We start from the raw sequence: 14,197 nt of genomic DNA, 5'->3' as shown, positions 1-14,197 counted from the left end.
AAAATAGATACTTTTATTCTTTAATAAGAATTAAGAATACAGGTTTGAGGGCAGAGACCTGAAAAAGGAGCATGAGTCATGGTATTGCGGGTTACCGATTCAGCTTTAAAGGCTCCGATGAGTAGGGGCGTGAAAGCCTTCCAATTGGGTAAGGAAAAGAGCGCTCTCTGCCAAAACACCTGGAGAGGAAAATGTGTTCTGTCCAACGGCCTTCGGGTCCCGGTATTCGGTCAAGCCGAAATCGCCCTCCGAGCCTGCTACCCCCTGAGGGCTCGCCAAATAAGCACGGGGGATACCGAGCCTTTTGGCACGGTATGGCGTCCCGTAAACGGCGCTGATGTGGCGTGGTGTGTTGGACACCACGGCCATAAAGCTTCTGGATTTTTTCAGAGGTTGTTTACGAGAGGTTCCCTTCGATAGCATCAAGCTGGCCCAAAGAGTATTTTCTTTGGCCTTTAGCCTCGAGATCATCTCTCGAGGCTTTTTTTTGCCCCATCAAACGGCTACCGGCATGAAACCAGCCCGGTCCGGTGGCCCTTCCGTAAATAAAAACACAGGCTTATATCCAAAACCTGGGTAACGGGGCATAGCCAGGAGATGGCTGCAAACGGTACCAAAACCATGGGGGAAATCTAGATTCATGGCGGCATAGGGTCCATCCTCCTCTGGGTGCAAGCGGCTCGCCAGCAAGGATTGCCAAGCACTCCAGGTCCCCTTTATAGGGTCCGGCACCTGAACGCTGCGGAAACGGGGCAGATAAATCCGGATACGGGGGACCGAGGTATCATCCAGCTCACGGGCAGTCAGCATATGCAGCCCTGGTGGAATCTCAAAGACTTCTACCTGTTCCTGCCGCTCGCCGCCCAGGTTGCGAAGCCAGAAACCAGAGATCGGATCCCCAATAAATAGATTGAAACCCCGATAGGCCCCTGGTGCCAGATCGGCAAGCGCCTTTGCCGCTTCCCCGGCTTCGGCATGATCTAAAGCTTCCAACACCAACTCGCCGCGGCTGCGCTTGTCCGTCGCTGGACCCAAGGTCCCCTCCCGGTTCATGACCGCCGCCACCACTCCATGGTCGTTGATCCCCAGCCAACTGCCGCCGGCCTGCCAGTCCAGACCCGCCACCACTTCAGACCGATCTTCCCAGTGCCGGCCTGGGGGCGCCCAAGGCCGATCCCGCATCTCATCCCGGTTACCTGCCACCAGCAAAGGCCATTCATGATTCGGCCGTCGGAGGATAACCAGCGTACACATCAGTCTGACAAGGGGGTCACCGGGCGCCGTGCCCGCTTCTGCTCCCCGCGACGTCGTTTCTCATCCAGGCGCCGTTGTTTAGCCGCCCGCGAAGGTTTTGTTATCCGCCGGGGTTTAGGCTTTTCCGCCGCCTTTTGCAGGAGTGCAACTAAGCGCTCAATGGCATCCTGACGATTACGCTCCTGAGTGCGGAAGCGCTTGGCGGTAATCAGCAATTCGCCTTCCTTAGTCAGCCGATTTCCGGCTAACTTCAGCAGTCGACTCCGGACATCCTCTGGCAAAGAACGGGAATGGACCGCGTCAAAGCGCAACTGGACTGCGGTCGCCACCTTGTTTACATTCTGGCCACCAGGACCGGAAGCAAGGATGAATTGGAAATGCAGTTCATCCTCCTTAAGCTGAATTTGAGGGGTGACGTTAATCATCATCGAAAAACTATTATTGTGCCGCTCCGCGGATATTAGGCAAGGCCCCTTGGGCGATTCTATTCAGAGCCGAACAGGCTCCTTGGCGTTAATTCGCGCAGATTCGTAGCTGCCTCCATGAACATACATTCTAGAAGCTCTGGAATTTCAGCCAAACATGCCTGATTTTCCTCGCTCCAACCTATGAGGGTTTTATGCTGAGCATTACTCCCCTCCCGTGATCTTATATTTTACAGGCATAGAATGGACTAGCCCAACTTGATGACAAAGTATGCAGTGATTTTATTTCGTAAAGCGTAGACCATGAACTGAATATTACCACAAATTTATAATAAGCAATGAACAAGACCTGACCCCTTAACTCGGTTAAGTCGGTTGGATAACCTCGAAGTGTGCTCATCGATTTCTTCCCCTTTCCTGTTTTACTCTCAAGGTGAATTAGAACCATGAGCACACCCACCTTCTCATTCCTAATCAGGGTTTTCCAACAGATTCTGAACTGTAGTTTCCTTCTCGACCCAACCTTATGATATCGACGATATCTTTCGATGAGATATCCAAATTCACACCTTTAATGTCCAGGGGCGATTTTTTAGAAATTACAGGTTTAATGTAGAACGATTCGCCGTTTCTCTTTCTTATGCACACGACACCTTCCTTTTTTGCCTCATCTAGGATAGATGCAAAGTGTTGCCGCGCTTCTGTAAAACTGTACTCTTTCATTTTTATACCTCCAAGCAATTCACACCCGATTGTCTCGCTGAGAAGATCAAACTATTATCAAGCGTTAAAAGTGATGTATTCGTTTGTAACGCACACTGAATAAGGTATGCATCATACACATAAATATTTAGACGATGAGATAATTCTATTGATTGCTCTAACGGAACGTCTATAAACCGAATTCGAGATAATCTCCCTCTTCATCAAACCAAATAGTTACATCCTTTCCCATAGAACCTCGCCTTGTTTTAAACTGTCAGTGAAGTAAGCTGTGATAATGAAATGATCGCTTTCTAAGTTCTTCACCACGATATATAGATATTTCTCTGTCACCGGTGTGGACTGGTAAAATTTATAAAAGAGTTCAACTAAAGGGTCTGTCCTAGAGCGCACAACTTTATCGGGACCAACTAGCGTTTGCCCTATACGTTCAACCTGCCCTTTCATCTCCGGATGAGTAGATGCTGCCGCCTTTCGTCAGTTAATCGAATGCTTCTTTTATTAAAATCTTTATAGACCATAAACTAAATCTTAGAAGCTGTTGGAAAATACCTTTATGGGTAGGGTGGGTTGAGCGTAGCGAAACCCACCGATTCGCCGGGAGCACATGGGGACCTCCGAAGGATGCCCATAGGGAAGGGGTGCATCACCGCTGTTCGTGGGTCCCCTTTTCCATGGTGTGCATCGCTGCGCTCTGCACACCCTACGCTGTCCTCAAAGTTTTCCAACAGCTTCTTACCGTAGATCCAAAAATAACAAACCACAAGACACCTAAACACTCCTATTTTTCAATGGATTGGCTTGGATAATTAAAAATATTAACTCTTATGTATAATCACTTAACAAGACCTGACCCCTTATGTCGAAGAGAGTCAGATGAGTTTTTCTCCTTAAGCGATTTTATTCTTCAATATGCCTTGATCTAACTCAATCGTATAAGACAAAATTGTGTTAATATCAATCTTTTTTGAGGCATTAAGTATTTCTATCCCGGTAAGTTTTCCATCATTGGTAGTATCGATATTGACGCCTTCCTCGATCTCAATGACCCCATCTGGTTCTAAATCACCAAGCTTCAAATACAATGCATCTATTTCTTCATCATAATGTACTTTCATTATTTCTTTCCTCTTTTCAGCGGATAATTTGTGATTACAGTCGTCGTATCGTTTTCAACAGAGACAATAATCTTTATTGGATATCTAAACCCGACCATATCTCTGATTATCTCATGCTCGCCATCAACTAAATCCGAATCTTCTAGTATTTGCTTAATAGTAGACTCCGATATCTTGTAGAGCTTCGCTCTTCTTTTTGCATGTCGTGAGAACTTTATTGTCACTTTGTGTCTCTATTCACGTTATTATTTTTCCTAATGGCGGGGCTGAGCAGCGAGTTTCTTCAGGTACCGGAGAATGAGGTTAGCCGGGCAAACTGACCCGTTTGAGCATTCGATTGCCGGGACGCTCTGCGCCAAGAACCAAGTACCTGAGCAACGACTGCCAGTAAATGGCCGCAGACCAAAAAGTAGTCCTACTTAAGCAGCCCGTTAAGCATCTTGTTTTTTGAGCGTAGCCAATAAAGGCTGTTTCCCTTTTAAAGTAGCTGCTTCAGCGTGCAGTTCCAAACCTAGTGCTTTTATTACCTTGAGAATTGTATCGAAGCCAGGAGTTCTTTCTCCTGAAAGCGCCTTATAAAGGCTTTCCCGTGATACGCCGGCATCACGTGCAACTTGCGACATCCCTTTAGCGCGAGCAATATCACCCAACGCTTTGGCGATAAATGCGGCGTCGCCATTTGCTTCCTCAAGGCAAACTTCCAGATAAGCCGCCATTTCCTCTGGTGTACGGAGGTGCTCGGCAATATCGTAACGAGTTGTAGTGGTCTTAGCTATGATAAATTCCTACAGATTTTGCACGAGACGTAATGCGGTCTTGATATCCTTGGCTTGAGCGCGCTTGTCCCCACCGGCCACTGACCGCGCTTTATAAAATACACCCGATAACCGAAACTATTATCGATATTCAACTCAGAAACGCCCTCCCCTACTGGTCCGACGTCACTTGGATTTTCAGCTACCAAGCGCTCAACTCTCACAAAAATGCGGGCTCACCCATGGATATCGCGCAAACTATCCAGCCACTTAGTGTAGGTCTCCGTTTTGCGGATTTCAGTCATGGATAAATGTAGCCTAATGGCTACACTCTGTCAATATGTCCTGCTAAGACTTTTAGGTAGGCCCAACCAGGATAAAGGGAGGTCTCCCAGTATCCTTATTTCTACACCTCCGGATATACGGATCACGTACCACAGGATCACGAAATAGCATCCAAACAGGGATTAGTCTTGCATAGTGCGTTAGGCAGACAGGCACCTTTTATTAGCACTAAGCAAAGATCTGACCCATTACAGTGCAAGATCTGACCCCTAATGTAAATGACCCCTAATGTAATTGGGGTCTCGCCGAGAATAAGACAATCTGGCACCTCACTGGCTCAGCGAGGATTGATGTCAAAAATGGGCAGACGGGCACTGCGTAAAGCGTTTTTCATGCCCGCTCTGGTGGCCCTCCGATTCAATCCCGTTTTAATCGAGATGAAAAAACGCTTGCTCGCCGCTGGAAAACCCAAAATGACTATCGTCGGTGCCGCCATGCGAAAACTCGTTCATCTCATCTATGGCGTTCTAAAAAATAAAACCCCATTTGAACCCCACTTCGCTGTTTAAATCCCTTGACTCAAAAGACGGTATCTGACCCCTTATGTTTGAAGCGGCAGCGGAATGGCAATCTGGTGGATGCCATTGTTAGCGCTCAACTTATCTCAGAATAATTATGTATTTTTACATCAGGAAAGGACTTGATTTCATAAACAGGAATAGATGTCCCATCAATATCATAGTAGTACAAAAAATCACTAATTTTTCTAAGTGCCGATTTATTGCCAATTTCCCAACAAATTATACATTTTGTTTGCTTAGGATTATGGCCGTGATTGATAAAATTTTCAAAAGTTGCCTCGAATTCAACAGGTACGAAATTTTCCAGAGATGATTCATCGTCAATTTGAAAGGATGCAATAACATCTATTCCATCTTTTTTTGTGTGTTCCCAAGTGATGAAATTCTCAAATGGCAATCTCCCCAACGCCTCTAGTTTCCAGAAAATACACAATGTGTGCATTTCAGAATTATCAGGAACTCTATGTATGACTTTTGTTCCTTCATCAGTCTCAACACAAGCATATTCTTGGTTTGCTTTGCTTAATGCAGCTTGCCTCTTTCTAACTGCTGATGCTTTATTACGTTCATCCTCTTTTCTTTTGTTCTTTTCGAATTCTTTATATTGGTCAACCTCTGTAAATTCATCAAAACATTTGGATGTTAATTTTTTAAACGTTTTTACAATGGGGTCATCCCCCATTTGATTGCTAATATTACTTCTATCTAAATTTAATTTCGGCTCTATTTCGTCGCACTCAACAACAAAGCTACATAAATCTTTATATTGCTGAAATTTTTTACCCTTATATTCATAAAAAGGAAACTGAAAATAGGGAATGCCCTTTACTGATAATCGTAATCCAGTGTTGTAACGATAAGGCGACAAGCCAAATTTACCAGTGTCAAGAGTGAAACCGCCTTTTAATGTTACTTTTATTTCCCTTTCTTTCCCATCTATGATTACTTTCTCCGACTTCGATATTGGATTTTCTATTACCACTGTTCTCCAGTCTCTTGACCCATCGTCCAAGAGTTGTGTTGTGATGTATTTAAAACCAATATCTAAATTCTTCTCTTCAGAGTTTACTTTTAAAAAAATCTGAGGCTTATGGCTAATATCCTTTGTTATGCCCAAAGCGGTATTCCAATACAGATATCTTTCTATTTCCTCCATAGAATACATTTTTTTCCCGCCATCGTAGCCAAGCACTTCAATTTTTGTCCCTTTATGATCAGATGGCAAAGAATCTCTTTGTGTAAGGTAATAATCCGGAGCTATAGGGGGTTCTGATAACAAAGAACTCCTTGGGTTAATGATGTTTAAAATAATAAATTTTTCATCTGGGTTACCTGTCCAGGTTTCGACCACCAATTTATTACAATTAAGCATAAGTTTTGACCCAAGACCCTTCCATCCCCAATAGTCTGCAGACAATCCAGCAGCACGTGAAAAAGCAAGGCCTATAAACCTATCCAGTCTGCCAGGATTTTCAGCATTTCCTGTATAGGACATCCCAATTCCGTTATCTTTCAGAATAAATGAAGCATTGTATTCAGGATGGCTATAATGCTGGATTCGCAATTCGGATGCGCCAATTTCTGGAGCCATCATATTGCTGATGCCCTCCCTCAACATATCCAAAGGATGGGATCGACTCTCCATAATCTGTTTAAAGGTGCTTAAGTCATGTACTTGTGGTTTTATCTTGGTGGAAGTTGTAGTTTCCATATCTTCTCCTGATTGTGTCTTGTCGATGCGCTAATCGGGGAGTTGACTGGCGGGTTCTCCTGCATACATAGACGCACAGCGTCTGATTATGCGGGAGGTTCTGCCAGTCGAACGGTTGTTCGCGACGCGAAGCGGCGCAGGCAACCGTTTGACGTAGTCAACTCCCCGATTCGCGCCGCGTAGCGGCGCGAACAATTTATTCTCAAGTAAATACACTCTGATAAGTTGATATTACCTGATAATTTAGGTGCTTTTGACATGACAATAACCCATTCAAGTAATCTTGCCCTGATAACTTAATCTTGATGTATAAACCGGACAAATTTGCCTGCATATTTGATTTGTAACGAACATAACGATCGGGAAGGTCTTGCTACTCCCGGCAACCATAACCCCACCCTCACCCCTCCAAAATCAAACGGCCCCGTTCGGTGAGCTCCCGCCCTTTTGTTGTGAGGGAAATCGCTTCCAATTGGAGTAGGTAGGGCTCAACCATCTGGGTGATTTCTTCCCGCTCTACCGGAAGGAGCGAGACCAGTGCGCTTAATCCCCTAGGCCCGCTTTGTAGAGCTTTTAGATAAGTATGGTCAAGTTGCCGTAGTCCATGGGTATCCACCCGCCAACTCTCCGTGGATATCCGTTCCAATCCTATTTCATTGAGGGGGTATTGCTTTTCATCAAACAGATGGTGGCTTAGCATTTCCTCGGCCCGTTGAATGGCCACCCGAGGATTTAATCGACCCCGTTTAGCCAGCCCTACCAAAAAGGATTCTTCCACGGCTTTACCTGATTTTTGAAAAACTGGCTTAATGATGGCGGCCACTTCCTCCGCCGTATAGGGCACGAGGTCGATGATTCGAAATCGGCTAAGAAAGGGGCTAGGAAGCAGTCCAGGAGTGGTCGTTGCCGCCAGCAAAGTGGCATTTTTAAAATCGCCCACTACTTTTTTGCCAACCGCCCGCTTCTCCTTGGGCTCAAACATATTCAAGAAGGTATCCGCATTGCGGCGCAATTCATGCACCTCATCGAGAAAGATCACCAGGGGAGGATATTCCATCTTTTTAAGCCCGGAATCAGTACCCACTTCAATAGGCTCTTGCCCATTTTTTTGCAGGGTTTGATTAATTCTCTCCAGAAGACTGTCCACATCCCGCACTGTCGTTGCAGGAACATCCACTAGAGGTAACCCCAAGGCTTTTGCCACCCGCCGAGCCAGTTCGGTTTTACCCAAACCGCCCGGTCCAGAAAACATCAAGTTGATCGGCATTGTTGGAGGATTGCTTTGCTTCAATGCCAAGGTGCACTCGATTTTTAACCGCCGCACCGCAGCGTAATTACCCACATACCCGGCAAACGCCGCCTCGATTTTCTCGGCGAACTCCGATTGCGTCCCGGAACTTTCCTTTTCTAGATCAGGGGTAACGCGAAAAATCTCCAGCCTTCCCGTCTCGAAAGCTTGCCCTTTTACGGCATTGAGCAAGTGCAAATAAAACAACACCTGGGCAATTTGCAGTTCAATCTGCCCTTGCAAGCCAAACTTGTATTCCCATACCTCCGGGCGCCCCGTCTCCCCATTCAACATGACCGCATCCGGCTTGCCTCGAAGATGTAATCGCCGGCCTTTCCATTCGATCTCCCCTTCCATATAACTTTCCGTGTCTAGAAAAAACGCGCTGGGGGAGAAACGATCCGCATCCACACTCCCAAGTTTCTTGGCAATATCCCCCAACCAGAGCTTGATGCACTCCACGGCCAAATCGCAACATTCAAATTTCTGGGGATCTCTCAACAACCCCGATCCTTGAATAAGGGGAAGCAATCGCCTTGAGAAGAGAATGCTCCAAAGATAATCTACTCGCTGTTCTTCGTTATCCTTGACCAAGGCTTCCCGTAAAATCGGGGCGCCCTCACGACGGAAAAATTTAACCGATTCGTGAATCCACTGGTGAGTGAGAAGGCCCACTTCTTTAAAGGAGACGAAATTGTTTCGATTTATCCCATCAAGGGAAGCGGCAACTCGCTCTCGATAGTGAGGCAGCACAATTTCCAGAATTTGCTTGGCACGGCTAACCGTAAGGGAAGGAACTCCCCGTTTATGCTTGGCGGGGGGATGTTTGGCCACATGGGAAAAGAGCGCATCGAAAATGGGCGGTTCAATGTGAGCCCGAATCTCCGGATCCAGTTCCAGGGATAAAAGCTGGGATTTAAGCATAGGCCTCCTCCACGGACCAGATCAGGATCTGAGTCTCTTCCACGGTGTGAGTGTCTTCCGGATAACGCAATAAATCGTGGCAGAGAGGCTCCGAGGCAATGGCCGCCCTTAATTCTTCGGGCGTCACCTCCAGGTGATGGATAGTTTTTAACCGGCGGCGGAGGCGCTCAAAAATCAACCAGCGGTCCGATTCCATGAGGGCTCTTATCGCTTTCACTAAGTCCTGGGGCGGCATTTGAATTTGGGCCTGAACCTGAGTAGGGATTGCCATTGGAGGGAGGGGCGGAGTTGAAGCGGAAACAGAAGCAGAATGGGGATTAACCAATGCCAAGACTTTTTTAGCCACTTGGCCGTGAGCAAGCTTTGGGATTTCCCCCAGACATTGTTTGATATTTTCAGGAGTTGGAGGCGGATCGGTATTCAAGCCCGCGAATTCTTGTTCCCGCAAACTAGCCAGGACTTCTCCCAAGGCATAGGCGTCACCGATTTCCGGTCGTGGTAAATGAATAAAGATTTTATCTTTTTGAAATTCAGTCAGCCGCTGGCTCGTGACTTTGCCAGAGATGGGGACTTTACCATCTCTAATGAGTACGCTTTCCAGAGGGAGAGGCATTACCTTTTTCATAAAATTGGGAAACTGGGCTCCTTGGTGGATATGGTGACCCAGGAGGCGCATTTCACAGCCATCAATTTTTAAAAGGGTATCTGTTCCCCGGAAATTTGCTTCAGAGGCCAGGGGTCCCAGGTGGGACTCAAATGCCCGCCCCTCTGCCGCGCAAAGCACCTCTAGGACTTCACAGAATCTATCGGCCAGGATGTCTTTGTTGATTTCCAGTTCGTTTTCATTAATCTTTGCCCGGGCCTTATCAAAGGCCGTCTCAATTTCCGCTCCCAACTTAACGGGCTTTTCCACTTGGCCACTGGTGACTGCCGAATACCTCGCCTTGGCTTGGCGTAAAAGTTGGCGTGGGTAAAGAGGCTCACCCTCTACCAGTCCCCTAATATCTGCTTCCCCCAAAGGATAAAGGGGATTATTGATACCCTGTGCTATTCTCAACCGCACCAATTCAGGTGTCGCCAGCCTGAGTTTTATCAGCGCTTCCTTTTCCTTAATATCCCCCAGGGGTTGTAAGGCCACTACAGGAAGGGGCTCTTCCAGTCGGTCTCGGAGAGCCGTGCTAAATTGGCTTTTCCAAAAATCGAATTTGTCATCTATCAAACTCACCACGAGATACCAGTGCTTGCTCTCGTCAATGAGGGCAAAGAACAAATGTTGAAAGGCATCGACAAGGGCGGGTTGGGTCATCAAATCAAGCTGGTCGAGAACCAGCACGATGGGGGTTCCCTTAGGGACTGTCGCCCGGCCCACCCGGCTTAGAATTTGCAATTTCATCTCTTCAGGGAGGGGTTCCCTTTGCTCAATGGCAACCAGTTCCTGATCGATTAGATTCGTGGACCCGGCTAACCAACGAAATGCCAATTCACTTCTTTCGGGATGGAGAACATGGGCTAGAATACGGGCCAGATCCGGCTCATGGGGAAATTGCCGGGTCACCAGATAGTGTTGCGCTTTAGAGAAAAAAGCTTCCGGGTCTGCCTGGGCGGCTTCATGGAACTCATCCAGGGTGCCGTTAAACCGAAAGCCATCCCTAAGCAGTTCATACAGCAGTCCATGGAGCTGGGTGTAAGGTTTGACTTCGCCATTTAGGCAAGGATGCTTTAAGCCTCCGATAACCTTGCTCAGCACCCAACTTAAGATCCCCTCGGCACGGGTGGGCGGGTTAGAGGCAAATGTAAAAATGGCCTCATGCCCCATCCTCCGCCGCAAGCGAGAGAAAAGATGGGATTTGCCAGAACCCCCGTTGCCGACCAAAAAACGAACCCGGGTATTGTGTCGAGGATCTTTTTTGACCTGGATGATATCATCGGTCAATGCCTTAAAAGGGCCTTGATTGATGGTTTCAATATCTTGAAAACCGTTCTCCTCTTCAGCCCAAATTTCATCTTCATTGACTGAGATGCTTAAGAAGGGATTAATAAAGCGGAATTGCTCATTCATGGCAGCTCCCATCAAGACAGGATGGTCCAGTAATAATTAATCCGACCCTCGAAGTTCCGGCGCAAAACAGAGACCTCTTCGGCGGAGAGATCCCGGGGGCTGTCGTGGGGAATCAGGGCAATATGGCTGCGGGCCGCCATCTCCTCCAATAGCTGATGGAAGCGATCAGAATTTGGCAAAACGCCGCGCTCTTGGCACCATTGCCCATACCGTTGCCAGGTCCAAGGAATGGGCATTGACCGCAATCCCTCCCTTTGCGGAAGATCCTGTCCATACCAGCGGACGAGTAATTCTTCCGTTAAATCCTGATCCAGCAAATTTGCTTGAGGATGGGAAGAGACCTCATCTTTCCCATCTAAAAATTCGAGCAGGGTGGTCAAATCCAACGGTTTCTGGCGGTATGGGTTAATGCGAGCAAGGAGCTTCTGAAGGGAATCTTTTTGGGCCTTGGTGATAAACTCAGTAGGTTGTGGCGGCTGGATTGAAAGATAAACGGAATTGCGCTTTCGCCATTGGAATAAATCCTTGGCATGGAGCAAATCTCCAACAGCCTCATCCAGGAATTTCACATAAGCTTTAGGCACGCTGCCCCGCAGGGAAGCCTCCGTCCAGGTGGTTTTGGTGTTAAACTGCTGGTGAAGTAGTTTATCTTTAAGATACTCGACCGCAGAGCTACCAAAATAACAGGGAGTAGCATTGCGCCCGCCTCGGTGAGGCGGATGGCAAAAAATTTGATGACGACGAACCAACTCCTCCAAAGCGGATTCCAGCTCTGGATTTTTGATTCTAATGTCTAGCTTTCGAAGCTTGGTTCCAAGGGTGGATAGGGGCGTAGGCTTGGGAAGTGCTTTTACCTGCTGAGCAATGAGTTCTAAGGTCGCCTCATCCATAGTCATATGTGTTCCTTAAAATATTTTTTAGAATGACTCGATGTTTGCCTTTGATAAGAAGGTTACCGCAATAAATCGACTTTTAAACTCTTCTTATCGACAGAAGATAGAGCAACATAAACTTAGCCCCTCTTCGTGCGCACAGCGCACGCTACTGTTGGCTCGTAGGGACGGTTGTGCTGCCTATGTGCGCAAGCAAGGCAGCACGAAACCCACCCCCTTCCGCTCAAAATTTTCACCGAGATAATTAACCAAGAAAAATAGGGGTATTTTAGTCACAGCCCCAAATTGATGATGGGTAGGAGCGGCCTTCTAGCCGCGAATATCAAACCGCGTCCTGAAGGACGCTCCTACAACAACAGCTACGCCGTGGGGGGCATCATCCCATGGTGAAAGATCCAAGCCACGCCATAGGCAATAGGGGCAATAATCGCAAACAGAGCAATAGCGTAAAGCAGCGCCAGTTTGCCCATCCCCTTGAGCTTGCTAAAGTCGGTAATCACACCGATGCTGACAAAGGTCAGCATGAACATCATCTTCCGCATGGGTCCTTCCACCACTTCGGCGCCCTGGGTTGCCGTCCCGCTCAATTCCGGCCCCAAGGTGGCAATCGCCATATAGACAAACCAGGCCAAAAGATAACCCAACACGAATTTGGGGAAACGGTGCCAAATCTCGATCACTCCCACCTTGGACTGTCCCGGCTGGCGCTCCACCTTGTAAACCCAAACCAGAGCCAAGAGAAAAGCCCAAACGCCGATAAACATGTCAATCCAGATTTTAGTCACAATGGAGGATGTCAGAATCCAGCCCTCTTGCCAGACCACTCCCAAATTAGCTTCAGCGTTGGCCCGCATAAGTTCATCAAGAATAGCGCCGGCAGCCGCGTCGGCCCCGTCGGTCTTGACGGTCATGCCCATGGCCGCGCCGTTGACGATAGGCTGGTTGGGCGCCACCGCGGTATAAAAACCGGGCAATACAATGAGCTCAATCATGGCGAAAATGACGATCAGCATGGAGACCATGACCGGCAACACGGGACGGGCCCGGATAGCGCCGGCAGTGGCAATGGCGGCCGAGACCCCGCAAATAGAAATGCCCGAGGAAAGGACCGCCGAAGCTTCACGGGAGAGGCGAAACACTCTCCGGCTGAGGGTATAGACGATAGGCCAAAATAATAAATAGGCCACGAAGGTGGCGGCAATACCGGCAAGGGCCAGTTCAAAGGTAAAGCTCGCCGCTTCGATGGACATGAGACCAATCTTGATCCCCAGATAGACAATCGCGGTCTTAATGAACCATTCCGGTTTGGCCGCTTCCCTCAAAAACTCAGCAAAACCTTTGAAGAAATTCCCGATAACCAGCCCGACCACCAAAGCTAGCATGTAAGAGAAGCCTCCCCCCAGGGAGAGCCCCCAGGACAAACCATACTTATCGAACTCGTTAACGGAGGCCTTAAAGTGGGCTTCGTGACCCATAATCCACACCGCCCAGGTCATTACAAAAAGGAGAGTCCAGCCGGCAAAAAAGCGTTTCAAGTTGAGTTTCATGGCGGCTGCCCCGAGGCAGGTCAGGGCAGTAAACACTAGATAAGTAACCAGCAAGGAAAGAAGCGGATGCCACTCTTGGTAACCGGTCGCTTTCAAGGCCTTGTCCCAGGAAAAATCCCCCCATACCCAGGTTCCGGTTTTTGCCATCCAACCGACCAAATCCCAACCCCAAATAGAGGTCAAACCGGCCAGAAACATAATCAAACCTAGCCAGACCGCCCACCAATCTTCAGTGGTGGCCATACCGGAGTACCATCTCCGATTCACTCCAGCCATTGATACTTCCCCCTTTTTTTCTTACTCAGCAATCACCCGTCAATAGTCCGGTGACTGAAGCCGCAGGTTTCCCTGCGGAGGTTTCATGAAAGCTACAGGCGCAGCAGAACATAGCGGTTGAAATAATGATAGGCATATTGCCGGATCCAAGTAGGTATGGTGTCGTAATCAAAACCCATGAACACCGTTACCTGGCTAGATGCTGGAAAATCCCCCTTTTCCCGCAGGCGCTGGGTAAGGTCTTGGTCCAGTTCAGACAAGGTCCGACCACGAGCTTCCAGGGTCGGGTGGCGAACAATCCAGTAAGTGCCGTCATGGATCAGGCTGACTTCCAAGTCCGCTTTCATTACAGTATCAC

13 protein-coding genes are annotated in these 14,197 nt (G+C 47.9%); 1 reads left to right on the top strand and 12 read right to left on the bottom strand.

Annotated elements, in window-relative coordinates; translation table 11 throughout:
- Positions 1–105 precede the first annotated feature (105 nt).
- The 6 genes from NHAL_RS07190 to NHAL_RS07155 form a co-directional block, all read right to left on the bottom strand.
- Complete coding sequence (locus NHAL_RS07190; RefSeq protein ID WP_041354710.1) at positions 106–471, bottom strand: hypothetical protein; 366 nt, start codon at positions 469–471, stop codon at positions 106–108.
- A 24-nt stretch (positions 472–495) separates the two neighbouring features.
- Positions 496–1,254 carry an NRDE family protein gene (locus NHAL_RS07185; RefSeq protein WP_013032513.1) on the bottom strand — a complete coding sequence of 253 codons (759 nt, stop codon included), beginning with the start codon at positions 1,252–1,254 and terminating at the stop codon, positions 496–498.
- Positions 1,254–1,679, bottom strand: coding sequence for an alternative ribosome rescue aminoacyl-tRNA hydrolase ArfB (gene arfB, locus NHAL_RS07180; protein ID WP_041354709.1), 426 nt, complete (start codon positions 1,677–1,679; stop codon positions 1,254–1,256). Before arfB ends, NHAL_RS07185 begins: the two co-directional genes overlap by 1 nt.
- A 474-nt stretch (positions 1,680–2,153) precedes the next feature.
- The gene (locus NHAL_RS07175) at positions 2,154–2,402 is read right to left on the bottom strand and encodes a type II toxin-antitoxin system prevent-host-death family antitoxin (RefSeq protein ID WP_013032511.1); all 249 of its coding nucleotides are present in this window, start codon (positions 2,400–2,402) and stop codon (positions 2,154–2,156) included.
- 890 nt (positions 2,403–3,292) lie between these two features.
- A complete protein-coding gene (locus tag NHAL_RS07165) occupies positions 3,293–3,520 on the bottom strand; it encodes a DUF2283 domain-containing protein (protein WP_013032509.1) in 228 nt (75 codons plus the stop codon).
- Positions 3,521–3,951: 431 nt separating this feature from the next.
- Positions 3,952–4,296 carry an addiction module antidote protein gene (locus NHAL_RS07155; protein WP_013032508.1) on the bottom strand — a complete coding sequence of 115 codons (345 nt, stop codon included), beginning with the start codon at positions 4,294–4,296 and terminating at the stop codon, positions 3,952–3,954.
- A 542-nt stretch (positions 4,297–4,838) separates the two neighbouring features.
- Between NHAL_RS07155 and NHAL_RS07150 the strand changes: the two genes are divergently transcribed.
- Positions 4,839–5,129, top strand: coding sequence for a transposase (locus NHAL_RS07150; RefSeq protein ID WP_083761370.1), 291 nt, complete (start codon positions 4,839–4,841; stop codon positions 5,127–5,129).
- Positions 5,130–5,214: 85 nt separating this feature from the next.
- On the opposite strand, the gene NHAL_RS07145 is transcribed toward NHAL_RS07150, so the two are convergent.
- The 6 genes from NHAL_RS07145 to NHAL_RS07120 form a co-directional block, all read right to left on the bottom strand.
- Positions 5,215–6,852 carry an ATP-binding protein gene (locus NHAL_RS07145; RefSeq protein ID WP_013032507.1) on the bottom strand — a complete coding sequence of 546 codons (1,638 nt, stop codon included), beginning with the start codon at positions 6,850–6,852 and terminating at the stop codon, positions 5,215–5,217.
- A 400-nt stretch (positions 6,853–7,252) separates the two neighbouring features.
- Positions 7,253–9,064 (bottom strand): AAA family ATPase, encoded by a 1,812-nt coding sequence (locus NHAL_RS07140; RefSeq protein ID WP_013032506.1) that lies wholly within the window; start codon positions 9,062–9,064, stop codon positions 7,253–7,255.
- Positions 9,057–11,123: a hypothetical protein gene (locus NHAL_RS07135; RefSeq protein ID WP_013032505.1), complete on the bottom strand. Its 2,067-nt coding sequence runs from the start codon at positions 11,121–11,123 to the stop codon at positions 9,057–9,059. The genes NHAL_RS07140 and NHAL_RS07135 overlap by 8 nt, the downstream gene beginning before the upstream one ends.
- 11 nt (positions 11,124–11,134) lie before the next feature.
- Positions 11,135–12,019 carry a hypothetical protein gene (locus tag NHAL_RS07130; RefSeq protein WP_013032504.1) on the bottom strand — a complete coding sequence of 295 codons (885 nt, stop codon included), beginning with the start codon at positions 12,017–12,019 and terminating at the stop codon, positions 11,135–11,137.
- A gap of 356 nt (positions 12,020–12,375) precedes the next feature.
- Complete coding sequence (locus tag NHAL_RS07125; protein ID WP_013032503.1) at positions 12,376–13,839, bottom strand: putative sulfate exporter family transporter; 1,464 nt, start codon at positions 13,837–13,839, stop codon at positions 12,376–12,378.
- A 92-nt stretch (positions 13,840–13,931) separates the two neighbouring features.
- On the bottom strand, positions 13,932–14,186 hold the full coding sequence (locus NHAL_RS07120) for a DUF5395 domain-containing protein (RefSeq protein WP_013032502.1): 255 nt from the start codon (positions 14,184–14,186) through the stop codon (positions 13,932–13,934).
- Positions 14,187–14,197 lie beyond the last annotated feature (11 nt).

Origin of the sequence: Nitrosococcus halophilus Nc 4, assembly GCF_000024725.1 — a bacterium.
In the GTDB taxonomy this organism is placed as follows: Bacteria; Pseudomonadota; Gammaproteobacteria; order Nitrosococcales; family Nitrosococcaceae; genus Nitrosococcus; species Nitrosococcus halophilus.
This window is presented reverse-complemented; position numbering and strand designations above follow the sequence as displayed.

Bases quoted from the DNA above. Each gene is read 5' to 3' on its own strand.
- NHAL_RS07120 (WP_013032502.1), bottom strand. From the start codon at position 14,186: ATGAAAGCGGACTTGGAAGTCAGCCTGATCCATGACGGCACTTACTGG.
- NHAL_RS07125 (WP_013032503.1), bottom strand. From the start codon at position 13,839: ATGGCTGGAGTGAATCGGAGATGGTACTCCGGTATGGCCACCACTGAA.
- NHAL_RS07185 (WP_013032513.1), bottom strand. From the start codon at position 1,254: ATGTGTACGCTGGTTATCCTCCGACGGCCGAATCATGAATGGCCTTTG.
- NHAL_RS07175 (WP_013032511.1), bottom strand. From the start codon at position 2,402: ATGAAAGAGTACAGTTTTACAGAAGCGCGGCAACACTTTGCATCTATC.
- NHAL_RS07130 (WP_013032504.1), bottom strand. From the start codon at position 12,019: ATGACTATGGATGAGGCGACCTTAGAACTCATTGCTCAGCAGGTAAAA.
- NHAL_RS07150 (WP_083761370.1), top strand. From the start codon at position 4,839: ATGACCCCTAATGTAATTGGGGTCTCGCCGAGAATAAGACAATCTGGC.
- NHAL_RS07165 (WP_013032509.1), bottom strand. From the start codon at position 3,520: ATGAAAGTACATTATGATGAAGAAATAGATGCATTGTATTTGAAGCTT.
- NHAL_RS07145 (WP_013032507.1), bottom strand. From the start codon at position 6,852: ATGGAAACTACAACTTCCACCAAGATAAAACCACAAGTACATGACTTA.
- NHAL_RS07190 (WP_041354710.1), bottom strand. From the start codon at position 471: ATGATCTCGAGGCTAAAGGCCAAAGAAAATACTCTTTGGGCCAGCTTG.
- NHAL_RS07140 (WP_013032506.1), bottom strand. From the start codon at position 9,064: ATGCTTAAATCCCAGCTTTTATCCCTGGAACTGGATCCGGAGATTCGG.
- NHAL_RS07135 (WP_013032505.1), bottom strand. From the start codon at position 11,123: ATGAATGAGCAATTCCGCTTTATTAATCCCTTCTTAAGCATCTCAGTC.
- arfB (WP_041354709.1), bottom strand. From the start codon at position 1,679: ATGATTAACGTCACCCCTCAAATTCAGCTTAAGGAGGATGAACTGCAT.